21 protein-coding genes are annotated in these 25,658 nt (G+C 64.7%); 10 read left to right on the top strand and 11 right to left on the bottom strand.

From position 1 onward, the window contains the following. The coding region (locus NH448_RS04660) for a hypothetical protein (protein ID WP_253028453.1) at window positions 1-474 on the top strand (474 nt) is incomplete at its 5' end. A gap of 116 nt (window positions 475-590) precedes the next feature. Here NH448_RS04660 and NH448_RS04655 read toward each other — a convergent pair. From NH448_RS04655 to NH448_RS04620, 8 genes are all read right to left on the bottom strand, one after another. Beyond that, window positions 591-1,598, bottom strand: coding sequence for a Gfo/Idh/MocA family oxidoreductase (locus NH448_RS04655; RefSeq protein ID WP_253028452.1), 1,008 nt, complete (start codon window positions 1,596-1,598; stop codon window positions 591-593). A gap of 17 nt (window positions 1,599-1,615) precedes the next feature. Then, window positions 1,616-2,827, bottom strand: coding sequence for a Gfo/Idh/MocA family oxidoreductase (locus tag NH448_RS04650; protein WP_253028451.1), 1,212 nt, complete (start codon window positions 2,825-2,827; stop codon window positions 1,616-1,618). A gap of 84 nt (window positions 2,828-2,911) precedes the next feature. Then, window positions 2,912-3,880: a sugar phosphate isomerase/epimerase gene (locus tag NH448_RS04645; protein WP_045993143.1), complete on the bottom strand. Its 969-nt coding sequence runs from the start codon at window positions 3,878-3,880 to the stop codon at window positions 2,912-2,914. A 130-nt stretch (window positions 3,881-4,010) separates the two neighbouring features. After that, on the bottom strand, window positions 4,011-5,015 hold the full coding sequence (locus NH448_RS04640) for a sugar ABC transporter substrate-binding protein (RefSeq protein ID WP_052704377.1): 1,005 nt from the start codon (window positions 5,013-5,015) through the stop codon (window positions 4,011-4,013). A 68-nt stretch (window positions 5,016-5,083) separates the two neighbouring features. Continuing rightward, a complete protein-coding gene (locus NH448_RS04635) occupies window positions 5,084-6,235 on the bottom strand; it encodes a phytanoyl-CoA dioxygenase family protein (protein ID WP_045993144.1) in 1,152 nt (383 codons plus the stop codon). 12 nt (window positions 6,236-6,247) lie between these two features. Beyond that, window positions 6,248-7,078, bottom strand: a complete 831-nt coding sequence (locus NH448_RS04630) for an SDR family oxidoreductase (protein ID WP_045993145.1) — start codon at window positions 7,076-7,078, stop codon at window positions 6,248-6,250. A gap of 15 nt (window positions 7,079-7,093) precedes the next feature. Further along, a complete protein-coding gene (locus tag NH448_RS04625) occupies window positions 7,094-7,906 on the bottom strand; it encodes an ATP-binding cassette domain-containing protein (RefSeq protein WP_045993146.1) in 813 nt (270 codons plus the stop codon). After that, window positions 7,906-9,021, bottom strand: coding sequence for an ABC transporter permease (locus NH448_RS04620; protein WP_045993147.1), 1,116 nt, complete (start codon window positions 9,019-9,021; stop codon window positions 7,906-7,908). The genes NH448_RS04625 and NH448_RS04620 overlap by 1 nt, the downstream gene beginning before the upstream one ends. 319 nt (window positions 9,022-9,340) lie before the next feature. Here NH448_RS04620 and iolG point away from each other — a divergent pair, with 319 nt between their 5' ends. After that, a complete protein-coding gene (iolG, locus tag NH448_RS04615) occupies window positions 9,341-10,327 on the top strand; it encodes an inositol 2-dehydrogenase (RefSeq protein WP_045993148.1) in 987 nt (328 codons plus the stop codon). Window positions 10,328-10,351: 24 nt separating this feature from the next. Here the strand turns inward: iolG and NH448_RS04610 are convergent, their stop codons facing one another. Further along, window positions 10,352-11,380, bottom strand: coding sequence for a LacI family DNA-binding transcriptional regulator (locus tag NH448_RS04610; protein WP_045993149.1), 1,029 nt, complete (start codon window positions 11,378-11,380; stop codon window positions 10,352-10,354). Between the two features lie 205 nt (window positions 11,381-11,585). On the opposite strand from NH448_RS04610, the gene NH448_RS04605 reads away from it, so the two are divergent. Next, the gene (locus NH448_RS04605) at window positions 11,586-12,527 is read left to right on the top strand and encodes a sugar phosphate isomerase/epimerase (protein WP_045993150.1); all 942 of its coding nucleotides are present in this window, start codon (window positions 11,586-11,588) and stop codon (window positions 12,525-12,527) included. 179 nt (window positions 12,528-12,706) lie between these two features. Here the strand turns inward: NH448_RS04605 and iolB are convergent, their stop codons facing one another. Continuing rightward, window positions 12,707-13,513, bottom strand: coding sequence for a 5-deoxy-glucuronate isomerase (gene iolB / locus NH448_RS04600; RefSeq protein WP_045993151.1), 807 nt, complete (start codon window positions 13,511-13,513; stop codon window positions 12,707-12,709). Between the two features lie 85 nt (window positions 13,514-13,598). Next, window positions 13,599-14,462, bottom strand: coding sequence for a MurR/RpiR family transcriptional regulator (locus NH448_RS04595; protein ID WP_045993152.1), 864 nt, complete (start codon window positions 14,460-14,462; stop codon window positions 13,599-13,601). 404 nt (window positions 14,463-14,866) lie between these two features. Between NH448_RS04595 and NH448_RS04590 the strand changes: the two genes are divergently transcribed. The 7 genes from NH448_RS04590 to NH448_RS04560 all read left to right on the top strand — a co-directional run bounded on the left by NH448_RS04590 (window position 14,867) and on the right by NH448_RS04560 (window position 25,655). Further along, on the top strand, window positions 14,867-15,700 hold the full coding sequence (locus NH448_RS04590) for a TIM barrel protein (protein WP_045993153.1): 834 nt from the start codon (window positions 14,867-14,869) through the stop codon (window positions 15,698-15,700). Between the two features lie 131 nt (window positions 15,701-15,831). Continuing rightward, window positions 15,832-16,740 carry a sugar phosphate isomerase/epimerase gene (locus tag NH448_RS04585; RefSeq protein WP_045993154.1) on the top strand — a complete coding sequence of 303 codons (909 nt, stop codon included), beginning with the start codon at window positions 15,832-15,834 and terminating at the stop codon, window positions 16,738-16,740. A 260-nt stretch (window positions 16,741-17,000) separates the two neighbouring features. Continuing rightward, window positions 17,001-18,917, top strand: coding sequence for a 5-dehydro-2-deoxygluconokinase (gene iolC / locus NH448_RS04580; RefSeq protein ID WP_253028450.1), 1,917 nt, complete (start codon window positions 17,001-17,003; stop codon window positions 18,915-18,917). A 110-nt stretch (window positions 18,918-19,027) separates the two neighbouring features. After that, window positions 19,028-20,890 carry a 3D-(3,5/4)-trihydroxycyclohexane-1,2-dione acylhydrolase (decyclizing) gene (iolD, locus tag NH448_RS04575; protein ID WP_045993156.1) on the top strand — a complete coding sequence of 621 codons (1,863 nt, stop codon included), beginning with the start codon at window positions 19,028-19,030 and terminating at the stop codon, window positions 20,888-20,890. 77 nt (window positions 20,891-20,967) lie between these two features. After that, window positions 20,968-21,867, top strand: coding sequence for a myo-inosose-2 dehydratase (gene iolE / locus NH448_RS04570; RefSeq protein ID WP_045993157.1), 900 nt, complete (start codon window positions 20,968-20,970; stop codon window positions 21,865-21,867). Window positions 21,868-21,931: 64 nt separating this feature from the next. Continuing rightward, a complete protein-coding gene (locus NH448_RS04565) occupies window positions 21,932-23,434 on the top strand; it encodes a CoA-acylating methylmalonate-semialdehyde dehydrogenase (RefSeq protein ID WP_045993158.1) in 1,503 nt (500 codons plus the stop codon). Between the two features lie 490 nt (window positions 23,435-23,924). Further along, window positions 23,925-25,655, top strand: a complete 1,731-nt coding sequence (locus tag NH448_RS04560; RefSeq protein WP_108131839.1) for a hypothetical protein — start codon at window positions 23,925-23,927, stop codon at window positions 25,653-25,655. Window positions 25,656-25,658 lie beyond the last annotated feature (3 nt).

Raw genomic sequence — 25,658 nt, 5'->3', positions numbered from 1 at the left:
GCCGTCTTGCCAGGCGGCACGGGTCTCGCGCTGGTGCTGTTCATCGCTTGCCTGGCCCTGGCGATGCGGCTGATGCGCGCGCTGGGCTTGTCGCGGACGGCGGTGTCGGCGCCGCTTGTCTGGGCCGACCTGCTGATACGCGGCACCCTGGCCGGGGGCATCGTGTGTCTGGCGACCGTGGTGCTGGCGGATATCGCCCCGGCGCTGTCCGGCGTCGCCCTGAGCTTCCCCATCGGCATGCTGACCATCGCCCTGACCCTGCACCAGCGCTACGGCGCCGAGGTCGCCCGGGCCACCCTGGCCGACACCCAGCTTGGCATGCTCAGCCTGGTGGCCTTCAGCGCCGTTCTTGCGGCAACCGCCGCGCACCTTTCCCCCGTGCTGTCCTTTGGCCTCGCCCTGGCTGCCTCGCTGGGCACCAGTAGCGCCCTTTGGGCGTGGCAAAGGCGCCTGCACAGCCCGCGTCACGCGTGAGACCGGAAGGGGTGCGCGCGCACCCCGCCCGGGCTCTTGTCGGGCCTTGCTCCAGGAAAGGTGCGATGAACCTGAAAAAAACCCCGCCGTAGCGGGGAAATGCCTCACGAATATCGCTACTGCGCTACTGCGGCCCAGCCGCCGCTGTCGACCGAGGCGAAGATGGCGTCGATCACCCTGAGATTGGCGATGGAATCCTCCAGTCCATAGAGCCCGACCTCCTCACCGCGCAGGGCGCGGCAGAAACGACTGACCTCCTGTTCGTACTGGTCCATGGGCGGGAAGGTTTCCGTCTTGGGGTCGCTCTGATAGAGGTCGAAGACGTTGTCGTGAACCACCCGGGTCGGGCGCTCGACCGGAGCGATAAAGGGCTCTGGCAGATCGATGGCACCTTGGCTGCCGACGATGTGCAGGTGCTGGGCGGCACTGGTGGCGGTGGAGACCATCAGGCTGGCGTGGCGCCCCTCGCCGTAGTCGAGCAGCACGCTGGCGACGATGTCCACGCCATGTTCCGGGTCGCGGCTGGCGTGGGCCATCACCCGCCGGGGTTCGCAGCCGAAGGCGAAGCGAGTCGCCATGGCCGCGTAGCAGCCGACATCATAGAGCGCGCCACCGCCGAACTCCGGGCGCATGCGGTAGTTGCCGGGGTCGTCGAGACCGAAGGTGAGCATGGCCTGGACCATGCGGATGTCGCCGTAGTCGCCGGCCTCGATGCGCTCCTTTACCGCCAGCCAGCGCGGCTGGTGGCGCACCATGAAGGCCTCGCAGAACAGCAGTCCCGGCGGCACTCTGAGGCTCGCCGCCTGTGCGGCGGTAAGCGCCAGGGGCTTTTCGCACAGCACGTGCTTGCCCTTGTCCAGCGCCTTCTGAGCCAGCTCGATATGCAGATGGTTGGGCAGCGGGATGTAGACCGCCTCCACCTCCGGGTCGTCGAGCACCGCTTCGTAGCTTGCGTAGGCGCGCGGAATATCCATCTCGTCGGCAAACGCCTGGGCCGATTCCTGGTTGCGTGACCCCACCGCCAGAACCTCGGCGTGGGCGCTCGCCCGCATCGCCGGTATCAGCTTGATGCGCGCAATATTGGCGGTGGAGAGGATGCCCCAGCGTACCGGTGCGTCGATCATGGTCGGGTTCCTTGCGGTCAGGGTGTGAGCTGTGCGGATGAGCGCTGCTGGGGGTCGGGCACCGATACCCAGCGACGCTCCTGGCAGGAGACGTCGATGGCGGTGAGGATATTCTGGTTGTGGCGGCCGAAGGCGAAGTCGGGGAAGCAGCCGGCAGATGAGGCGATGCCCTGGACCAGGTCGTGGACCTCGATCACCTTGACGTCGAAGTAGCCGATGCCGCCACCACCGTAGTCGAACGGAAAGAAGGCGCGGAACTGCGGCACCTGGGAGCCCGCCAGCAGGGTCTTGAAGCCACGATCCTCACGCCGGTCGGCATAGCGAAAGAGCTTGAGCTCGTTGAAGCGCTCGCCGTCCATCACCAGGGTGCCCTCGCTGCCGCTGACCTCCCAGCCGATGCCGAAGACCTTGCCGGCGGCCACCCGAGAGCTTTCGATCACGCCGCCGGCACCGTTGGCGAAACGCACCAGCGCCTGGGTCTGGTCGTCGTTCTCGACCTCACGACGCTCGGCGCCTGCGGTCGCCTTGCTGGCGTAGCCGGCGCCCTCGCCGGCTCCATCCACCACGGGCCGGGTCGCAAACAGGATCTGGCTCTGGGCGCAGACCTCCTCGATATCGCCCATCAGGAACTGGGCGACGCTGATGGTGTGGGCGCCCAGGTCGCCCAGTGACCCGGTGCCGGCCTGCTGGCGCGAACAGCGCCAGGACCAGGGCAGCTCGGGATCGTTGAAGAAACCCTGGTCGAAGGTGCCGCGAAAGCGTATCGGTGTGCCGATGGCACCCTCGTCGATCAGCCGCCTGGCGAGCAGGGCCGCCGGCGTCTTGATGTTGTTGAAGGCGACCATGGTCTTGACCCCGCGGGCGCGGGCCGCCTCGGCCATCTTCGCCGCCTGGTCATCGTTCATGGCCAGGGGCTTTTCGCAGTAGACGTGCTTGCCATGGTCGATGGCGGCCATCGCCATGTCGAAGTGCAGGGCGTTGGGCGAGGTGATGTCCACCACCTCCACCTGTGGGTCGGCGACCAGCTCCCGCCAGTCGCCGTAGGCGCGCTCGACGTCCAGTCGTTCGGCGGCGGCCCTGGCGGCCTGATCGCCCTGGTCGGCGATGGCGACCAGGCGAGGACGCAGCGGCAGATCATGGTAAAGGGTGCGGGCACGGCGATAGGCATCGGCGTGGGCCTGACCCATGAAGCCGCTACCGATCAGGCCAATGTTGAGCGCCTTGGACATTCGCTTGTCTCCGCTGGTGGGCCACGTCGGTCACGTCGGCCGGGGATGGTGAGGCTGGTCGAGCCGGGCGATCACCGGCGTAGCCTAGTTGGCGTTGGGCAGCTCATAGTCGGGCTTTTCGCTGGGCATGCAGGCGCGCAGCAGTTCCACCGAGCGCACCACGCCCTCCCGGCGCGACAGGTTGATATCCTCGTGCTCGATGCTCAGCACGCCGTCCTGGTAGCCCCCGGCCTGCAGCCAGTAGCAGAAGTCCTTCCACCACTCGAGTTTCTGGCCGTAGCCGAGGGTCACGTAGGACCAGCCGCGATCACGGAAATCGCCCATGGGCTGGTTATCCAGACGGGAGGTCAGGCCCACCGCCGCCGGGTTGAGCGCGGTGTCCTTGGCGTGGACATGGTAGATGTGGCGGGCGTAGCGCTGGACCACCTCGATGGGATCGGCGCCCATCCACAGAAGGTGGCTGGGATCGAAGTTGAGGCCGACGATGTCGCCGATCTCGCCATGCAGGCGCAGGAAGCCCGGCAGGTTGTAGACCAGCTGGTTGCCATGCATCTCCAGGCATAGTTCACGAATCCCTTCGCCGCGGGCGTGGTCGGCCAGCTTGCGCCAGTAGGGCAGCGCGACCTCGTTCCACTGGTAGTCGAGCATCTGGGCGGTTTCCGGTGGCCAGGCGGCGGTCACCCAGTTGGGGAAACGGTCATCCGGGCCACCGCCAGGCAGACCCGACATCAGATTGACCCGGGGCACCTCGAAGTGACGGGACAGCGCGATGGCTTGCTCGACCACCCTGTGCTGGCGCTCGCCATCGGTGGGGTGCAGCGAGTTGCCGTTGGCGTTGAAGGCGGAAATCGTGACGCCATGGTGGGCGAGCCTGGCCTTGAGGTCCTGGCGTGCGGCTTCGCTGTCGAGCAGTGCTGCGGCGTCGAGGTGGGGCGAGTCCGACCAGTTGCCGATGGAAAATTCCACGCACTCGATGCCCTGTTCGGCGCAGAAGGCGAGCAGGTCGTCCAGTGACATATTGGCCAGGCTGTCGGTGACGAGGCCGATTTTCATGTGATGCTCCTGTCAAGCGAACCCGCCCATGAAGGGCGGGCGAGGTGTGGATGATCAGTACCGACAAGGCCTGCTCGGTGAGTCGCCGGCCTTGCCATGGTGGCGGATGGCCATTGGGTGAGGTGGCCGCTTAGCGATAGCCCTGCTGAGTCAGCTCGATGACCTGTTCGGCGTTTTCCTGGGTGATGAAGTTTGGCCCGGTCTGGATATTGTTGGTGGGCTTGAGGCCGTAGCGGTTGTACAGCGCCAGCGAGATGATCGGCAGGTAGCCCTGAAGGTACTGCTGCTGATCCATGGCGAACAGCATCTCGCCATCACGAACCGCTTCCAGTGTCTCTGCGGACAGGTCGAAGGTGGCGAAGGCGATCTGGCCCATGGCGCCCTGGCTACGGAATTCGTTGATCAGCGGGTCGGTGGCCAGCGATCCCAGGCTCAGCACGCCGTCGGTGTCCGGGCTCGAGTTGAGGTGGGCGAGCACGGCATTGGTGATGGCGGTGGGATCCTGGGTGGTGGAGATCTGTTCGGCACTGCCGTCGAAGGCGTCGGTAAAGCCCTTGCAGCGGGCGTCAAGCTGCGACTGGCCGGGGGCGAAGTTGATACAGATGGGGCTCTCGACGCCGGCTTCCTTCATGCGCTCACCGGCCATCTTGCCCGCGCGGTACTCGCTCTGACCGACATAGTTGAGTGCGCCGATCTCACCGGCGATCTCTTCGCCGGTGTTGAGCACCACCACCGGGATACCGGCGGCGATGGCCTCGCGCACCGGCTCGGCGAAGGCGCTGGCATCGGGCATGGTCAGCGCCAGGCCATCGGGTTGGGTGGCAATCGCCTGCTCGATCATCCTCAGCATCTGGGAGGTGTCGTACTGGGCCGGAGAGTTGTAGAGAAGCTCCACTCCCATCTCCTCGGCGGCATCCTCGAAACCGCGCTTGAGGACGTTGCCGAAGGGGTCCGCCGCGACGATATGGGTGATCGCCACGAACTTCAGCGGGTCGGCGTCCTGGGCAACGGCCGCCTGGCTCGCCGACAGCGCCATGGCGCCAGCGACCAGGGCGCCGGTGATGGCCCTGGAGAACGGGATGGGGCGCTTGACCCCGGTGTGTGTTGCGCTGGTCTTGTCGGTGCTCTTGCTCATGGCTGTACTCCGATTGTTGTTGGTGTTGCGGGTGATCGTGCTCAGGGGTGTCACGTTGATGCAGCGATTCAGGCGCGTCGGTCCTGCGCCATCCGGTCGAGTGCCCGGTCCAGGCGGTCGGCGTCCCAGTCTTCGTCCAGGGCCAGTGTCAGCAACTCGCATTGGCTCTGGGGGGCCATCCCGCCCTGGGGCGGGGTGCGATCCAGATTGGCCGGGAACGGGTAGGCCTCGGCCAGGGCGGTCACACCTGCGCGGATCGCCGCTGTCCAGCCATCGCGCTGAAAGCGGGCCTTTAGCGCGGGAAAGCCGGCGCGCACCAGGCGTGTGTTGTCGACGCTCTCCATGGCACGGCCAAAGGCCGAGGAGATCTGCAGCAGGTTGGCCATGCGCCGCAGGTCCTGGCTGTCGTTGTCGCCAGCGGCGTGAAACAGCGCCGGGTTGAAGAACAGGCCGTCGCCCCTGGTCAGCGGAAGCTGAACGCGATGGCGGGCGAATACTTGCTGGAAGGCCGGGTCGCGGTAGGCCAGATAGCCTTCGGGGTAGCGCTGGGAGTGAGGCAACAACTGGGTTGGTCCGCTTTCCAGCGGCATGTCGTCGTGGGCCACGGCGCCCTGCAGCGTCAGGTGTTGTGAGGCGACCTGCAATGACAGCGGGTAGCCCAGCGCCTGTGCCTCGCTCAGAAAACCCAGGTGATAGTCGCGATGAGGCAACTGAGCGCGCCCGCCCGGTTTAACCACATTGACCTGGGAGGTGATCTGGTAGCCCGGGCCAAGCCAGGCTTCGGCCACCAGGGCCAGCACCGGGTTGGCGTAGTAGTCGACGAAACCGTCCGGGTCGGCCTCGCCGTGCTTCTGGAAGGCATTCCACAGGCGATCATTGGCACCCGGCGCAGCAAAATGGTCGCCCTGCTGGCCGTGTCCCCGTTCAGCTTCGATCAGCGCAAGAAAGCTCTCGCTGGCGCGGTCCACCGTGGTCCGCTCCATCATTCCGGTGATCGCCAGCACCCCGGGACCGTCCAGCAGGCAGTGATGCCACTCGTCAAGCAGCGTGCGCCGCCGCTGCGGGTCGGCGAGACAGTCAAGGGCATGGCTTGCGCGGTAGAGCGGGATGCCGGAGACGATGCGCTCGGCCTGGGGCAGTTCTTCGGCATTGGTCGTCGATTGGACCAGGGCCTCGAAGGCGGCCACATCAAGCTGGGTTCGATCGATGAAATGCTCCATCGTCTGTCCTCCTCAGTCAGGCCAGCGCATGGCGGCGGGCGGCTGCGGCGCGCTGTCGTGACAGCCCAGCACGCTCTGGTCCATGTCGACGATGGTCCCGGTCATCATTCCCGAGGCGTCGCTGGCCAGGAAGGCCACCGCGCTGGCGACCTCTTCCGGTTCCAGCAGGCGCCCCATGGGCTGCGCGCGGGCGGCCGCTTCCAGCCAGTTATCCTCGGCACCGTGGGTATCCGTCTGGATGCGGTGTTCGCCCGGGGTGTTCATCCAGCCGATGTTGAGGCCATTGACGCGGATGCGATTGCGCAGCAGCGAGTAGGCGGCGTTGCGGGTCAGGGTGGCCAGCGCCCCCTTGCTGCCGCTGTAGGCGCAGATGAAGGGCTGGCCGCCGTGGCCGGACATGCTGAGGATATTGACCACGCGGCCTTCGATACCGTCGCGGATCATTCGCCGCGCAGCTTCCTGCATCAGGAAGAAGGGCGCCTTGGTGTTGACCGCGAACAGTCGGTCGTAGGCGGCCTCGTCGGTGTCGAGCAGGGTGCCGCGCTCGGTGTTGCCGGCGCAGTTGATCAGCATGTCGATGCGCCCGAAGGCCTCATCGGCCTGGGCCACCAGCCGGCGGCAGTCGTCGACCCGGGTCATGTCGGTGGGCACGAACAGCACCTTGGCGTCCTCACCCAGACCCTCGAGCTCGCGAGCCAGGGCTTCGCCCTTGTCCCGCTGGCGCCCGCAGATGACCAGGCCGGACAGGCCACGACCCAGCAGGTGGCGAGCCACCGCCTCGCCCAGTCCCTGGGTGGAACCGGTGACGATGGCCACCTGACCTTTGAATGAACGATCTTGCATGGAAACTCTCCCTGTTCAGGCCGCCTGGCCGTTGCCGTCGGCGCGCTGAAATTCTGCAAGCTCGGCGTCCAGGCTCTCGAGCTCGGCGCCACCGGCCATCATGTTGAGCACTTCCTCACGGCTGACCTCGTCCTTGCGGAAGGTGCCGAAGCTGGAGCCGCGCTTGAGGATGGTGAAGGCGTCACCCACCGGATAGGCGTGGTGCACGTTGTGGGTGATGAAGATGACCGCCAGGCCATCGGCGCGGGCCTTGGCGATGTAGCGCAGCACCACCGAGGCCTGCTTGACCCCGAGCGCCGAGGTGGGCTCGTCGAGGATCAGCACCTTGGCGCCGAAGTACACCGCCCGGGCGATGGCCACGCACTGGCGCTCGCCACCGGAAAGGGTGCCGACCGGCTGAGCCGGATCGCGCACATCGATACCGATCTTGGCCATCTCTTCCTTGGCGACGCGATCGGCGAACGTCCAGTCGACGCGACGGGTCGGTCCCCAGCCCCTGGTAGGTTCGCGGCCCATGAAGAAGTTCCGGGTGATCGACATCAGCGGGATCATCGCCAGATCCTGGAACACCGTGGCGATGCCGGCATCGAGGGCATCCGAGGGCGAGCTGAAGTGGGCCTCCTTGCCGTCGACCAGGAACTCGCCGTGGGTCGGTACGTGGACCCCCGAGAGGGTCTTGATCAGGGTCGACTTGCCGGCGCCGTTGTCACCCAGCAGGCACATGACCTCGCCGGAGTGAACCTTCATGGAGATGCCGCTCAGGGCGATCACGCTGCCGAAGTGCTTGGCTACGTCGCGCATTTCGATCATCGGGACGGGAGCGTTCATTACTTGGCCTCCAGCGCCTTGCGACGCACGTAGTTGTTGAACAGCACCGCGATCAGCAGCATCGCGCCGAGGAATACCTGGAACCAGTCGGTGTTGACGCCGGTATAGAAGATGCCCATCTGCACCATGCCGAAGATCAGCGCACCGAAGCTGGCGCCGATGGCGGAGCCGTAGCCGCCGGTGAGCAGGGCGCCGCCGATGACCACCGCGATGATCGCCTCGAGCTCCTTGAGGATGCCGCGGATGGAGTCGGCCGAGCCGGTGTCCATCACCTGCAGGGCGGCGAACACGCAGGCGGCGAAGGCGGTGAACATGAACAGCACGATCTTGACCAGATTGACCGGGACACCGACGTTGCGTGCCGCTTCCTTGTCGCCGCCGCAGGCGAAGATCCAGTTGCCGAAGCGGGTGAACAGCAACACCCAGGTGGCCAGCGCGGTCAGGCCGAGCCACCACACGATGGAGACCGGGATGCCGCTGACGGTGGGATTGCCGGCGAAGTTGGTACCGATCACGCCGATCTCGGACAGCCAGAGGAAGAAGCCCTCGCCGACCTCGCCGCTGAATAGCGCCGCGAACCAGTCGTTGCCGATGACGTCATGGACCCCGCCGATCTGAGTGCGATCCGCCATCAGGCGGGGAATGCCGATAGCCACCCCGCGCAGGATGAACAGAAAGCCCAGGGTGACAATAAAGGAAGGCAGTCCGGTCTTGACCACCAGCCAGCCGTTCAAGGCGCCGATCGCCAGGGCGCAGCCGAAGGCGAAGGACAGCGCCGCCCAGATGGGCCAGCCGTACTGCACCGCAGGGATAGCGATCAACATGCCGGCGAAGCCGATCATCGAACCGATCGACAGGTCGAACTCGCCACCGATCATCAACAGCGCCGCCGCTACGGCCAGGATGCCGAGCTGGGCAGAGACTTCGAGGAAGTTGATGACCCCGGCGCCGGAGAACATGCCGGTGCCCGAGGCAACCAGGGCGAAGAACACGATGACCAGCAGGGCGCCGGCGACGGAGCCGAACTCCGGTCGGTGCAGGGCTTTCTTCAGCGGACTGACGTGGGCAAGACGCTCGTCCTTATCTTGGCTGGTGGGAGAGGCGGTGGTGCTCATGGTGACTCCTTGTGAGGGTCGTCTTGTTGTAGGGGCGGAGACGTCCGCAGTGTTGATGGACGTGTTTCGAACTCGCGGACGGATGTTTCGATTCGTCGTGTTATGAAATGTAGATTCCAAGGGAGAAATTAACAATTCAAAAATTCTATACTTTGGTCTATGCGGAATGTTTGTTCCTTTTTGCGTAGGCTGGGCAACAGGCTTGGGGGCTGCCGGGGTCTCACTGTCGATCGACGATTGATCGTGGTAATCCCGTTCGCCTGAAAGCCACCAAGGCATACCCCTTCGCGGCAATGCACATGGATACAAGGAGCAGACGATGAAACTGGCATTGATCGGAGCAGGAAGGATCGGCAGGGTGCACGCACTGTCCATCGCCGCCCACCCCGAGGTCACGTTGGCGGCGGTAGTGGATGCCTATCCCGAGGCCGCCGAGACCCTGGCGCGGGACTTTGGCTCCCGGGCTCGGGACATCGATGACGTGTTCGAGGACCCCGAGATCGACGCCGTGCTGATCGCTTCCAGCACGGCGACCCATATCGACTACCTGGAGCGCGCCGCATCGGCGGGCAAGGCAATGCTGTGCGAGAAGCCCATCGCCCTGGATCTGGCGGCGTCACGGGCGACCGCCGAGCGTGTGGCGCAAAGCCTCTGCGCCTTGGCCTTCAATCGTCGCCATGACCCGCAGTTTTCGGCGCTCAAGGATCAATTGGGGCAGGGCCGCATCGGCAAGCTGGAGACGCTGGCGATCACCAGTCGCGACCCCGAGCCGCCGCCCCTCGAGTACGTCAAGGGGTCAGGTGGGCTGTTCCGCGACATGATGATCCACGACTTCGACATGGCCCGCTGGCTGCTCGACGAGCCCATCGTCAGCGTCCACGCCAGCGGCAGTTGTCTGGTGGACCCGGCCATCGGCGAGGCCGGGGATGTGGACAGCGCGGTGGTGGTGATGAAGACGGCCTCGGGGCGCTTGTGCACCATCAGCAATTCTCGGCGCGCGGTATACGGCTACGACCAGCGCATCGAGGCCTTCGGCAGTGACGGCATGTTGCAGGCCCAGAACGAGTGCGACACCCGACTCAAGTTCGTCGGCAAGCAGGGCCAACTGGAGGAAGCGCCGCGCTGGTTCTTCCTCGAGCGCTACGCCGAGGCCTATCGCCGCGAGCTTGACGATTTCTACCAGAGCTGGCGGGAAGGCCGCGCGCCCCGCGCCGGTATCACGGATGGTGTCGAGGCGTTGCGGTTGGCCGAGGCGGCGGATATCTCACGTCGCGAGGGGCGCACGGTCTACGTCGAGGAGGTGTGAGCCCCGGGGCTCTGGGCTTGTGACTCAATCTTTTCCAGCAAAGCGATGAGAGTCACGCACCACCAGCCGGCCTGGGAGCAGCGTTGGGTCACCAGGGATACGTCGATCGAGCAGGTGTGTGATGGCGCTGTCCACCACCGCATCGAGGTTCGGCTGGTAGCTTGTCAGACGGTAGCGCGGTGAGGCGGCCAGCTCGATATCGTCGAAGCCGACGATCGCCAGCTGTCCGTCGAGGCCGGCCTGGTGCAGGGCATCGAGGGCGCCGATGGCAAGGATGTCGTTTTCGCAGAACAGCGCATCCAGGCGCTGTGCCGCCGGTGTCCTTTGCAGGTAGTCGTGCATCGCCTGATACCCCAGAGCGTGGCGATAATCCGTGGCAGCCAGCGTGGCTGCCAGGGTCAGGCCGTGATCCTCAAGCGTCTGGCGATAGCCGTCGAGACGGGGCAGTCGTGATCTGCCGCTGTCGGGGCCGGCCAGATAGCCCAGCCGTCGATGACCTTCGCCGAGCAGCAGCCGGGCGATTTCGGCGCCAGCCGCATGCTCCTGAATTGCCACGATCTGCACCCCGTCCACCTCGGTGGTACGAAACAGCTGCACCAGTGGCACGTGCTGGCGCTCTGTGGCAAAGCGCACGATGTCCTCGCTCAGCACCGTGCCGAGAAACAACAGCCCGTCGACCTGGAAGCGCTCGGCGATATCGAGCAGCTCACCGGAGCGCACCGGTGGTGAAATATTCAAGAGTATCGACAGCTGGCCCCGCTGTTGCAGCGCCAGGGTGGCGGCATTCAGCATCGCCTGGGTATGCGGGTTGGCGAATTGATCGACGACGACGCCGATCAGTTGAGTGCGTCTTGTGGTCAGGCTTCGTGCCAGCAGGTTGGGGCGATAGCCCAGGGCTTCGGCGGCCTCCATCACGCGCTGTCGGGCATTCTCTGAGATCGAGGCGCCGGGAGTGAAGGCCCGCGACACCGTCCACTTGGAGACACCGGCCCGTTCGGCCACCTGGGCGGAGGTCACCTTGCGACCTTGGTCGCGATCGGAACGAATATTCATCGATGCTCCTTGACGGAATTTTTCATTCCATACTAGGCTCGTGCTGGCCTATTTGCAACCGGTTGCATCGGGTCGGATGACGGTGTTGACCCTCTTGAGGTGTTGGCATAGGTCGCCGTCGGAAGAGCCCTTTGTGCCCGCGCCGCCGCCGATGCGTCCACCCAAGCAACGGCGAAACCACACAGCCATATGACAGGACAATGCCATGAAGCTCTCCATCTGTACCGATGTGATGGCGGACCTCAGCTTTACCGAGATGCTCGACAAGTGCGTGGCGCTCGGGGTGGAAGGTATCGAGATGACCGGTGGTGGCTGGTCGCCGGCGCCACATTTTCGTGCCGACGAACTGCTCGCCGATAGAAGCCTGCTGGCCTCACGCCTGAAGGAGATCGACGCCCGGGGACTGAAGATCGCCGCCTTGAACTGTTCCGGCAATCCGCTCGACCCGGGGGAACTCGGCGAGCGCCACCGAGGTGAGATCGAAAAGACCATCCGGCTCGCCGGTGAGATCGGGGTCGAGCGCATCGTCACCATGTCGGGCCTGCCGGCGGCGGCGCCGGGGGACAGCGTGCCCAATTGGCTCGTCTACACCAAGAGCTGGCCCGATGAGATGCCCGAGCGCGATCGGTACCAGTGGGAAGACTGCGCCTTTCCCTACTGGCACGGCCTGGTGAGGCTGGCCGATGAGGTCGGTGTCGAGCGATTCGCGCTGGAAAATTTTTCGGCGATGCTGGTGTGGAACCCCCAGACCCTGTTTCGCCTGCGTGACGAGGTCGGGCCCAAGGTCGGCATGAACCTGGACCCTTCGCACCTGTTCTGGAAGGGCGCCTGCCCGATCGCCGCGGCCAGGGCACTGGGCGATGCCATCCACCACTGCCACGGCAAGGATACCCGCATCGAGCGGGGGCTGGCCGATGTCAACGGTCTGCTCGAGCTCGCCGAGGTCACCGACGTCGCCAATCGCGCCTGGAACTATGTGGCGGTGGGGGCGGGACATGATCTTCAGTGGTGGAAGGAGTTCTTCTCGGTGGTGCGGATGCAGGGCTACAACGACTGGGTCAGCCTCGAGATGGAGGACTTCACCATGTCCACCGAGGCCGGTATCCAGTCGTCGATCGACGCGCTGAAGCAGACCATCAGTCGTTAGCGATATGAATATGCTGGTCAAGGCTGCTGCCAAGATGGCCTGTCCGCGGCTGGCGGAAAAGGGAAGCGATGCACCATAAAAAAGCCCCGCCGGTGGCGGGGCAAAGAGAGAGACGTTCCTTGGTCCGCCGATGACGCCAGCCCTTACCTGGGCTGCCGGAATCGGCGGAGTTTGTACGGCTACTGTTGCTGCACGATCCACTCGTGTTCAGGGTCGTTCTTGAACTTCCATTCGCGCTTGGGACCGGCCATCACGTTGAGGTAGTAAAGCTCGTAGCCGTGAGGTGCACCCACCGGATGGTAGCCCCGAGGCACCATCACGCAGCAGCCATTGTCTACCGCCATGGTCTCGTCCAGCGAGCGGTCATCGGTGTAGACCCGCTGAAAGGCGAAGCCCTGGCTCGGATTCAGCCGGTGGTAGTAGGTTTCCTCGAGGATCGACTCCTCGGGCAGATTGTCGACGTCGTGCTTGTGGGGCGGATAGCTCGACCAGTTGCCTGGCGGTGTGTAGACCTCGACCACCAGCAGGCCGTCGGCGGGTTCGGTCTCCGGCAGGATGTCGTGGATATGCCGAGTGTTGGTGCCGCCGCCGCGGGTGGAGCACTTGACCTGCTGTGGCGCGATCAGCCTGGCCTTGTGGTTGCCGTGGCCCGGTGCGCTGCACACCGCGATCTCGAGATCGGTCAGTGCCTCGACCTCGAAGTCCGCTCCATCGGGCAGGTAGACCGAGTAGGGTGGCACCTTGTCGAAGATGTCCATGCGCTCGCCGATGTCCTCCCAGCGTTCGCCGGCGCCGGCGACGGTGGCACGTCCGCTCAACAGCACCAGGCAGTGTTCGCGAGAGCCGGTCTCGCCGCTCAGACGCTGGCCCTTTTGCAGCCGGTGGACACGAAAGCCGACGTGGTCCCAGCCAGCGGATTGCGGGGTGACTTCCAGCACCTTGCCGTCGGCGTCGGGGCTCTGGGGGCGTACAAGAAGCGATGTCATGGACAGGATCTCCTGTTGGTGGCCTGCCCGGTCGCGCAGGGCGCGGGGCGTGGGCGGGCCAGAGTGTCGAGGGGCGAGCTGGCGGCTAGCCCGAGGCAGGGGCCTCGGGAGACGAGCCCTTGTCGGCGGCGCTGTCCTGGCGCACGCCCAGGGCGATGGCCATGCTCTGGGCCAGGCACAGGGTGGCGGTGAGGCCGCGGAAGCTCTTCACTTCCGCTTCCTGTACCACCAGGGTCACGTCGGCGACGCGGGCCAGCGGGCTCAGGGTGGAATCGGTGATGGCAACCACCGGCACGCCTTTATCACGGGTCTGTTCGGCTACTTCGCGGGTTTCCGATGCGTAGGGCGAGAAGCTCACCGCCAGCAGGGCGTCGCGGGGACCGATGGCCCGTGCCTGTTCCTGATGCATACCGCCCAGGGCATTGATCAAGAAGCAGCGTTTGTCGACGTGGTTGAGTGCGTACTGCAGGTAGCTTGCCACCGGGAAGGTGCGGCGCATGCCCATCAGGTGCACCGCCTCGGCGCCTTCCAGAAGGTCCAGCGCGCTCTCCAGCTGACGCGGGTCGGTACGCCCGGGGAGTTGCTCGAGCATTTCCCGGTTGGCGTCGGCAAATTCCCACAGCAGTTGAGAGCCGCTGGGGGTTTCACCGGTGGCGGAGCGCACCGCGTGGATGCGCTCTGAGTAGTTGGGCAACTCATCCACCAGGCGTGAGCGAAACAGCTTCTGCATGTCCGAGAAGCCCTTGAACCCAAGGCTGTTGGCAAAGCGAATCAGCGTGGACGGCGTGACGCCCGCCTGCTCGGCCAGCCTCGCCACGGTGGAAAAGGCTACTTCCTGCGGGTGATCGAGCAGAAAACGCGCCGTCTGCTGCAGGCGACGGCTGAGGTCGGGGTACTGCTCGGTGATCTGCGCTTCCAGCGCGCTGAAATCCTGAGGTAGCTCTGCCATGGCGGTTCACTCGGTTGCAGGGTGTTGCCCAGCGTTGGCCGTCGTCTGGGATCACCCTAGTCAATTGGGAATAAAAATTCCATTTATGCTTTAGTATAGAACGCTCGAATGGAACGTTTCATTCAGTGCCAAGGCTATCATTGTTCCCCTGGAGGGGGAGGGTCGCCTTGTACTTTGGTCGACAAGTTGCGGCCACGCCGTCGGTCTTAGTGGGCTAGAAGCCGAGCCCAGATGATTGATTAGCGGGAAAAAGCCACAATCAGCTGAATGCCAAGGCACTAGAGGAGGAAACATTCCCTCTATTTGACCTTGGGAATTTTTGTTCTAAAGTGCGACCTAACCGGTTGCAAAACAGTTCTGATGTGACGTTTCCGGCACCTTCTTCTCGGCTCAGGGAGCGCCCCATGCCATCTCGATCACTGCACTTTGCCCTTAACCATATGGTCTGTCCTCGCTACTCCATCGAGCAGCTGATGCGCCTGGCCGTCGAGCTCGGCATCGACGCGGTGGAGCTGCGCAACGATGTCGGCGACAACAGCCTGGCGACCCTCGAGCAGGCCGTTGCCGCCGGAGAGCTGGCCCGGGAGCTGGGTCTGAGCGTGCTCAGCGTCAATGCGCTGTATCCGTTCAATGTGTGGGACAAGGAGCGCGCCGTTCAGGCCGAGCACCTGGTCGAACGGGCAGCGGCGGCGGGCGCCCGGGGGCTGGTGCTGTGTCCGCTGGTCGCCACGCCCGAAGATGCACCAACAGCCACCGATGTGACCAAGGCGCTGGTGGAGCTGGGGGCAATCCTGGATCGTCACGGGCTCGTGGGGTTCGTCGAGCCACTGGGCTTTCCTGACTCGTCGTTGCGACTCAAGGCTGACGCTGTGGCCGCCATCGACGAGGCCGTCGCCATCCTGGGGCCATCGGAGCCGGCGCGCTTTTCGCTGGTGCACGACACCTTTCACCATCGAGGGGCCGGTGAAGAGTCACTGTTCGCCGCGCGCACCGGCCTGGTTCACCTGTCCGGCGTCGAGGATCCGACGCTGACCTTCGACGCCATGCTCGACGGCGACCGGGTGCTGGTGGGTGAGGGCGATCGCCTCGACAACGTCGAACAGGTGCGTCGCCTGCTCGCCGATGGTTATCGCGGTTACCTGTCCTTCGAGCCCTTCGCCGAGTCGGTACACGCGCTGCAGGATCCGGCGGATGCCCTCGCGCGCAGCATTGACGTCATCCGCGATGGAGTGGCCTGAATCGCCGCCGTGACCGCCACATCCATCGAGGTTGACCACGCTGCGATCCGCCCGTGTCGTGCTGAACGCCACCCACCTGGTTCAGTGACAACGTCCTGAACCTGAGCGTGAACAATGATAAGGAGACTTCCATGAAAATCGCCCTCGACCCCTTCATGCATCGCCACGTGCCCCTGGAAAAGCTGCCGCGCCTGGCCAAGGACCTGGGATACGACTATCTCGAGCTGTCGCCCCGGGATGACTTCTTCGACTGGTTCGTCCACCCCCGGGTGTTCCCGTCCCGCCTGCGCTCCTTCAAGCAGGCGCTCAAGGACAGCGAGGTCGAGATCGCCTCGCTGCTGCCGATGTTCCGCTGGGCCAGTCCCCACGAGGACGAGCGCCAGGCGGCGGTGAAGTACTGGAAGAAGGCCATCGAGGTGGCGGTGGAAATGGGTGTGGACACCATGAACTCCGAGTTCGGTCGTGGCCCGCACCCCGAGCGTGGCAGTTGCTCAGCCTGCTGCCATGGCGGCGCCACCACCGAATCCAGCGAGGCCGCCTGGTGGCGCTCGATGGAGGAGCTGGTACCGATCTTCGAGCGCGAAGGCATCCAGCTCAACGTCGAGCCACACCCGGATGACTTTGTCGAGACGCTGCACCCGGCGGTGGACATGATTCGTACCATCGACTCGGACAACGTGAAGTTTCTCTACTGCGCACCCCATACCTTCCACTTTGGCGATGACATGGCGCAGATGATCCGTGACAGCGCCCCGGTGCTGGCCCACGTCCACGTGGCGGATACCTTCAATCACAAGGGATCGTCGGGGCTGCGCTACATCATCAATCCGCCGGGCTCCACCGCACGCATCCACCAGCATCTGGATATCGGCCAGGGCGAGATCGACTGGGATCTGTTCTTCAAGACGCTGGCCGAGGTCGGCTTCGACGGCATCATGACCGCCTGTGTGTTCGCCTGGGAAGAGCGCGCCGAAGACTCCTCGCGCTTTATGCGCCAGGAGATCCAGCGCTACGTCGATACCTACTTCAACCCACGCTGAGGCTCGTCCTGGCCGCGCTACCTCCACGCCCTGTCCGACGCCACCGGGCGGGGCGACTTGCCGCCCGGTAGCGTAACGGCAGGCTCCCGTGCTTCCCGGACACTGCTACGACCAAAGATGAACTGAATCGGCTGTTCCAGAGATTGAACGAGTGGAATATCAGTTCTATCATGGATTCAAATAGAACGAACAATCCAAAGTCGTCGGGACGCCCGTCACGGGCAGAGCACGGCTTATCGTGACCACACCAGGGTGACGCCATGACCACCAACAAGACGCTGGACCTAATCTGCCTGGGCCGAGCGGCCGTGGATTTCTACGGCGAACAGATCGGCAGCCGGCTCGAGGACATGTCGTCCTTCAACAAGTACCTCGGCGGCTCGTCGGCCAATATCGCCTACGGTACCGCTCGCATGGGGCTGAAGTCTGCCATGCTGACGCGGGTCGGCGACGAGCACATGGGGCGCTTCGTACGCGAGGAACTGGCCCGGGTGGGCGTGGAAGTCAGTCAGGTCATCACCGACCAGGAACGACTCACCGGTCTGGTGATCCTGGGCATCAAGGATCAGGACACCTTTCCGCTGATCTTCTATCGCGACAATTGCGCCGACATGGCGATCAGTGCCGATGACATGGATCCCGAGTTCATCGCCTCCAGTCGGGCGCTGTTGATCACCGGTACCCATTTCTCCACCGACGGCACCTATCAGGCCAGCAAGACCGCCATCGAATACGCCAAGGCGGCCGGCACCAAGGTGATTCTCGATATCGACTATCGTCCGGTGCTGTGGGGCCTGACCTCGCTGGGTGACGGCGAGACCCGCTTTATCTCCGATGATGGTGTCAGCGCCCACCTGCAGACCATTCTGCCGGACCTGGACCTGGTGGTCGGCACCGAGGAAGAGGTCCACATCGCCGGTGGCAGCACCGACACCATCACCGCGCTCAAGCGCATTCGCGAGCTGAGCGATGCCTCCATCGTGCTCAAGCTGGGGGCGCAGGGCTGCACCGTGCTCGACGGTGAGATTCCCGACAGCGAGTCCGAGTTCGAGGTATTCACCGGGGTACGTGTCGAGGTGCTCAATGTGCTGGGTGCCGGTGACGCCTTCCTCAGCGGTTTTCTGCGCGGCTGGCTCAACGGCGAAAGTCATGAGCAAAGCTGTGCCTACGCCAACGCCTGCGGGGCCCTGGTGGTCTCCCGCCACGGCTGTGCCCCGGCGATTCCCAGCAGCGAGGAACTCGACGACTACCTGAGTCGCGCCGAGGATATCCCGCGTCCCGACCTGGACACGCGGCTCAACCACCTGCACCGGGTCACCACCCAGCGTAGCCCGACGCAGTGGTCGGATCTGTGCGTGCTGGCCTTCGACCATCGCAAGCAATTCTACGACATGGCCCGGGAGGTCGGCGCCGACCCTGGAAGGATCAAGACGTTGAAACGGCTGCTGGTGCAGGCGGCGGAGCAGGGCGCCGGACATATCGGTGACAGCCAGATGGGCGTGCTGATCGACGACACCTACGGTCAGGATGCACTCAACGACGTGACCGGGCGCGGCTGGTGGATTGGCCGCCCGGTGGAGTTGCCGAGCTCGCGTCCCATCGAGCTGGAAGGCGGGCGCAATATCGGTGCCCGACTGGCCGCCTGGCCTCGCGAGCACATCGTCAAGTGCCTGGTGTTCTACCACCCGGAGGACCAGCTCGACCTGCGCCGCACCCAGGAGCGCCAGGTGGTGGAGCTGTATGACGCCTGCCTCCGGACCGGGCACGAGCTGCTGCTCGAGATCATTCCGCCCAAGGATCAGCAAAGCGATGACGATACCTTTCTCAACGCCATGCAGCGCTTTTACAACCTCGGCGTCTATCCCGACTGGTGGAAGCTGCCGCCGCAGACCCCCGCGGCCTGGGAGCGCATCAGCGTGCTGCTGGCACGACGGGCCCCCCACTGTCGCGGCGTGGTGATGCTGGGGCTCGATGCGCCCCTCGAGATGCTCAAGAAGGGCTTCATGGACAGTGCCGGGTTCGACGTGTGCAAGGGCTTCGCGGTGGGGCGCTCGATCTTTGCCGAGCCCAGCCGTCGCTGGCTCGCCGGCGAGGCCGACGACCAGGCGCTGATCGACGATGTCGTCGCCAATTACCGCGAACTGGTGGACTGCTGGAAAGAACGCCAGAGCGTCTGAACGAGAATGAGCGAAATGGGGGTGAGCGTGGTAGCGCTCCCAGACCATGACCAAGATAACGATAATCCGGGTCCTCTCAGGACCCGGCAGCCATCTCCGAGAGCATTGCCATGTCCACGATTCGACTGACCATGTCCCAGGCGGTGATCCGCTACATGCAGGCCCAGAAGGTGAACGTCGCCGGCCAGATCAAGCCGCTGTTTCCCGGCGTCTGGGCGATCTTCGGCCACGGCAACGTGGCTGGTCTCGGCGAGGCGCTGTATCAGGCCCGTGAGACGCTGCCGACCTACCGCGCCCACAACGAGCAGGCCATGTGCCACGCCGCCATTGCCTTCACCAAGACGCTCAATCGGCGCCAGGTGATGGCCTGTACCGCCTCCGCCGGTCCTGGTTCGGTGAACATGGTAACCGCGGCGGCGGTGGCCCACGTCAATCGACTGCCGCTACTGCTGCTGCCGGGCGACACCTTCGCCACGCGCAAGCCCGATCCGGTGCTGCAGCAGGTCGAGAACTTCCACGACCACACCCTGACCTCCAACGACTGCTTCAAGCCGGTGAGTCGCTTCTTCGATCGCATCACCCGGCCGGAGCAACTGCTGACGTCGCTGCCCCAGGCGATGCGGGTGCTGACTGACCCGGTGGAGTGTGGTCCGGTGACTCTGGCGCTGCCCCAGGACATCCAGACCGAGGCCTACGACTACCCCGAGCACTTCTTTGCCGAGAAGGTACACCACCTGCGCCGTCAGGCCGCCGACCCGCGCGAGCTCGACGAAGCCATCGCCTTGATCCGCTCGGCCGAGCGACCGCTGCTGGTGGCCGGTGGCGGCGTCCACTACGCCGAGGCGCTGGCTGAGCTCGACGCCTTCGTCAGCCGCTACCAGGTGCCAGTGACCGAGACCCAGGCGGGCAAGGGCGCGCTGCCCTGGGACCATGCCAGCAACGTCGGCACCCTGGGTGTGACCGGTTCAGCCGCCGCCAACAGCTTGGCCCAGGAAGCGGATCTGATCATCGCCGTGGGCACCCGGCTTGGCGATTTCGCCTCTGGCTCCCGGGCGCTGATCAACCCCGAGGCGAAGATACTGTGTCTCAACGTGGCCTCCTTCGATGCGGTCAAGCACTACGCCCAGCCGCTGGTGGGCGATGCCCGCCTGAGCCTTGTCAGCCTGAAGGACGGGCTCGAGCAGGGCACCGCCCCGTGGCGGCCGGCCTCGTCCTGGAGCGAGCGGGCGGCCGCGCTGCGCGATGACTGGAATGCCACCGTGGAACGGGTGACCCAGGATCGCGGCACCGGGCTGCCCTGTGACGCCGAGGTGGTGGGGGCGGTCAACCGCGCCGCCGGCGAACGCGACATCGTGGTGTGTGCCGCGGGGGGGCTGCCGGGCGAGCTGCAGAAACTGTGGCGTACTCGCTTCGATCGCGGCTACCACATGGAATACGGCTACTCCTGCATGGGCTACGAACTTGCCGGAGGCCTCGGCACCAAGATGGCGCTGCCCGATTCAGAGGTGTTCGTGATGGTCGGTGACGGCTCCTACCTGATGATGAACTCGGAGATCGCCACCTCGGTAATGCTGGGGCACAAGATCATCGCGGTGGTGCTCGACAATCGCGGCTATGGCTGCATCCATCGACTTCAGCAATTCTGCGGCGGCCCCGGCTTCAACAACCGGCTGGAGGACTGCCTGAGCGTCGAGGCCGGCGCGCCCAAGACCGACTTCGCCGCCCACGCCGCCGCCCTGGGCGCCAATAGCGAGAAGGTCGCCAATATCGCTGAGCTTGAGCAGGCCCTCGAGCGCGCCAAGGCGTCCGACATCAGCTATGTGATCGCCATCGACACCGATGGCCTCAACGACACCAAGGAAGGTGGTGCCTGGTGGGACGTGGCGGTGCCTGAAGTCTCGCCGCGTCAGGAGGTGGTGGACGCCCGCGAGCGCTATCAGTCCCACAAGGCGCGTCAGGCCAGAAATCTCTAGGCCCGAGTCCGCTCTGCCACAACAACCAAATATTCCAGGCGCGCCGGCGCCTGGAGCACCGAACGCCGGAGGACGCCATGAGCATAAGACTGGGCATCAACCCCCTGACCTGGACCAATGATGACCTGCCCTCGCTGGGCGGAGACACCCCGCTGGAGACCTGCCTCGCCGAGGGACGAGAGGCCGGTTTCGACGGCTTCGAGCTGGGCCACAAGTTCCCCCGCGACGCCGCCACCCTGGGGCCGATCCTCGAGCGTCACCAACTGTCGCTGGTGTCAGGCTGGTACAGCGCCGAGCTTTTGACCCGCAGCGCCGAGGAGGAGATCGCAGCGCTGACGCCCCATCTGGAACTGCTCAAGGCGCTCGGCGCCAGGGTCATGGTGTTCTGCGAGGTCTCGCGCTGCGTGCATGGACAGATGGGGGTACCGCTGAGCCATCGCCCCACCATGAGCGACGAGGAATGGACGCTGTTTACCGAGCGCCTTGACCAGGTGGCCGAACACTGCCAGCGCGAGGGCGTGCAGATCGCCTATCACCACCATCTGGGAACGCTGGTGGAATCCGAGGCCGACATCGACCGGCTGATGGCGGCCACCGGACCGGCGCTGGGCCTGCTGCTGGACACCGGCCACCTGGTGGCTGCCGGTGGCGATCCGTTCGGCGTGCTCGAGCGTCACGCTGCACGCGTCAACCATGTGCACTGCAAGGATATCCGTGCCGAGGTGCTGGCCGATGTGCGCAACCGCAACCGGAGCTTCCTGGAAGGGGTACTGGACGGCATGTTCACCGTGCCCGGTGATGGCTTCATCGACTATGGCCGGTTGTTCCAGGGGCTGGTCGCGCACGACTACCAGGGCTGGGTGGTGGTGGAGGCCGAGCAGGATCCCGCCGTGGCCCATCCACTGACCTATGCCCGCAAGGGCTATGACCATCTTGCACGCTGCTGCGACGAGGCCGGGCTGGCCCTGGCCTCGTGACAGCGACCCCCGTGCCGATGTCTTCAGTCATCTGTTCGATAACTCTTTGTATCAGGAGCACCGCATGACCATTCTGGGCAACTTTATCGCCGGCCAGCCCCAGGCCAGCCACAGTGGCCGCACTGCCGAGGTCTTCGACCCGGCCAGCGGCGAGGTGACACGTCAGGTAGCACTGTCCAGCGCCGACGAGACCCGTGACGCCATCCGCGTCGCCGACGAAGCCTTCCCCGGCTGGGCCAAAATGTCACCGCTCAAGCGTTCACGCATTCTGTTCAAGTTCAAGGCGCTGGTGGAAGAGCACGCCGACGAGATCGCGCGGCTGATTTCCTCCGAGCACGGCAAGGTGTTCTCCGACGCCAAGGGCGAGCTGACACGCGGGCTCGAGGTGGTGGAATTCGCCTGCGGCATACCGCACCTGCAGAAGGGCGAACATTCCCTCAACGTCGGCACCGGTGTCGACAGCTTCTCGCTGATGCAGCCGCTGGGCGTGTGCGCCGGCATCTCACCGTTCAACTTCCCGGCCATGGTACCGATGTGGATGTTCCCGGTGGCGCTGGCCTGTGGCAACACCTTCGTGATGAAGCCATCGGAGAAGGATCCGTCCACGCCGATGCGTCTGGCCGAGCTGCTCAAGCAAGCCGGCCTGCCGGACGGCGTGTTTAACGTGGTCAATGGCGACAAGGAGAGCGTGGACGTGCTGCTCACCGATGAGCGGGTGCAGGCGGTCAGCTTCGTCGGCTCGACGCCCATCGCCGAATACATCTACGCCACGGCGTCTGCCCACGGCAAGCGGGTTCAGGCGCTGGGCGGCGCCAAGAACCACATGGTGGTGATGCCCGATGCCGACCTCGACCAGGCGGTGGATGCGTTGATGGGCGCGGCCTACGGCAGCGCCGGCGAGCGCTGCATGGCGATCTCGGTGGCGGTGCCGGTGGGCGAGGAGACCGCCGAGCGGTTGCGCGCCAAGCTGGTCGAACGGCTGCAGACGCTGAGCGTCGGCCCCGGCATCAAGGAGGGGCCCGACCACGACATGGGGCCGCTGGTCACCCGCGCTCACCTGGACAAGGTGGTCGGCTATATCCAGGCCGGCGTCGACGAGGGCGCCGAGCTGGTGGTGGACGGACGCGAGGCGACTATCGACAACGCCGGCAATGGCTTCTTCGTCGGGGGGTCGCTGTTCGACCACGTCACGCCGGGCATGCGCATCCACCGCGAGGAAATCTTTGGCCCGGTGCTGGCGATCGCCCGCGTCGACAGCTTCGAAGACGCCCTGGCCATGGTCAACGACCACGAATACGGCAATGGTACCGCCATCTTTACCCGTGACGGCGCCGCCGCTCGCCAGTACTGCGAGCGCATTCAGGTCGGCATGGTCGGCGTCAACGTGCCGATCCCGGTGCCCATGGCCTTTCACAGCTTTGGCGGCTGGAAGCGCTCGCTGTTCGGCCCGCTGCATATGCATGGCCCCGACGGCGTGCGCTTCTACACCCGCATGAAGACCATCACCCAGCGCTGGCCCAGCGAGGTACGTGATAGCGGCGGTCACTTCACCATGCCGACGCTGTAGCTGTAGCTGTGGTCCTGTGACTGCGTATGACGCCGTAGCGGTGCGTGTGTCGCCTTGGCGATGCATCAAGCGTCCCGCTTCGGCGTTGGTGCCCTGTCCCGTCGGCGATGCTGCGGCGTACCGGGGGCGGATGCTATCCGGTTGCGCCGTTTCACGCTTGCCAAGGCGCTGAATCCGGCGCCTTCTTTTTGGCTATCGCGGCAGGTGTTGAAGCGTGGGACTGGAGCGAGTGGTTAAGGCGGATAGATGATGTTTGTGTGCGCCAATTCAGTTAAAGGTGTCGTCATGGATTACGTTATTTACAATTTTGTCGGATCAGGCGTTCGAGTCGACTAAAGTATAGAACGTTTGGTTTGTTGTTTTTTCTTTCGGAATGTATGTTTCATTTGGTGCGGGCCGTGGAAAAGCATGGACCGCCGGGGCTGGAGTCCTGACCGTTTGCAACCGGTCACAAGGGCCATCGATCCTCCAATAACAAGTGGACAACGTTATGAGCACAGAAGCGGCAGGGGCGCAGGCGACCGCGACAGCGGACGACAACGCCCAGAGCGAAGAGCTCGAATATCAACGCATTCCCCCCAGCCGGCAGTTGAGCGGCAAGTACTTTCTCGGGGCCTACTCCGGTGAGCACGTGGCCGGCACCGAATTCGTCATCGGCGCAGCGCTGGTCACCTTAGGTGTTTCCACCGGTGATCTGATCTGGGGCCTGATTCTCGGTAATTTCATGGCGGTGCTGTCCTGGGCCTGGATCTGCAGTCCGGTGGCTACCCGCACCCGCATGACGGTGTACTGGTTCCTGGCCCGGCTTGCCGGCAAGAAAATTTCCACCGTCTACAACATCCTCAATGGTGTCTTCTACGCCGTCATCGCCGGCGCCATGATCACGGTCTCGGCCTCGGCCTTCCGGGTGCTGACCGATATTCCGCCCCAGGTGGGACTCTATCCCACCAGTGCCAGCTTCGTGATCCTGGCGTTGCTGGTCGGCGCCTTTACCGTCTGGCTGACACTCAAGGGCTTCAAGCGCATCGCCAACTTTTCCACCGTATGCGCGCCCTGGATGGCGATCATGTTCCTGGTCAGCGGTATCCTGTCGATCCCCATCGTCACCCACCTGGGCGCCGAGCAAGGCATCGATGGCCTGGGCAATGTGCTCGGTGCACTGGTGTGGACCGGCGTTACTCCCGAAGGCGAGCCTGGCATCAACATGTGGGTCATCGCCGCCTGGGCCTGGGGCATCAACCTGCCGATGCACCTCGGCATGAGCGACATGAGCATCCTGCGCTTCGCGCGCAAGTCCTCCTACGGCTACTTTTCGGCCTCTGGCATGTACATCGGCCACTTCATGGCCTGGGTCTGTGCGGGCATCCTTGGCGCCACCTCGGCGATGCTGCTCAAGGAAGCCATGGTCGATCTTGATCCGGGCGCCATCGCCTTCCGTCTGCTCGGCGCCATGGGGCTGGTGGCGGTAGTGATCGCCGGCTGGACCACTTCGATCCCCAGCCTCTATCGCTCTGGGCTCGCATTCCAGGCGGTGTTCCATCGTCACAAGCCGTTCAACGTTGCCCTGGTGGTGGGGGCTGCCACCACGGTCGTCGCCTGCTTCCCGTTCGTCTTCGGTTCGCTGCTCAACGTCCTGTCCTACTTCGTGATGATGATGGCCCCCATCGGCGCGATCATCGCCGCCGAGCATTTCCTGCTGCCGCGCCTGTCGATCCGCCCGCTGTGGCGCGAACATCAGGGGCTCGAGGACAATCGTCCGGCCATGCTGACCTGGGCCATCGGGGTGATCCTCGGCGTCGTGCTCATTGCCCTGCCCCAGGTGCATCTGTTTGTCGTGTTTCTCCCGGTGTGGACCCTGAGCTTTCTGCTCTACCCGCTGCTGTGCCGCCGGATGGGCGCGAACACCGAGTCCGGTATCGACTATTACGAAGAGGCCTATGGCCCGGTGGATCCGCCGGAACTGCCCGGCGAGTCGCCCCAGGCGCAGCCCGCGGTCAATCGTCGTGATCCGCTGTACCTGATCTCGTTTGCCTGCCTGGTGATCATCATCCTGGCGGCACTGTGGTCATGGACCGGTGACAACGCCGCTGTCGTCGACTACGTGGAAACCTTCAAGTGGCTGGTGATTCCGCTGTCGCTGGTGTACTTCGTGTGCGCTTCGATCTGGATTCATCGTCGTCGCCCGGCGGCGGCGCTTGCCGCAGACGATCCCCATGTGTGATGA

The organism is Halomonas sp. OfavH-34-E (assembly GCF_024124525.1).
In the GTDB taxonomy this organism is placed as follows: domain Bacteria; phylum Pseudomonadota; class Gammaproteobacteria; order Pseudomonadales; family Halomonadaceae; genus Halomonas; species Halomonas litopenaei.
This window is presented reverse-complemented; position numbering and strand designations above follow the sequence as displayed.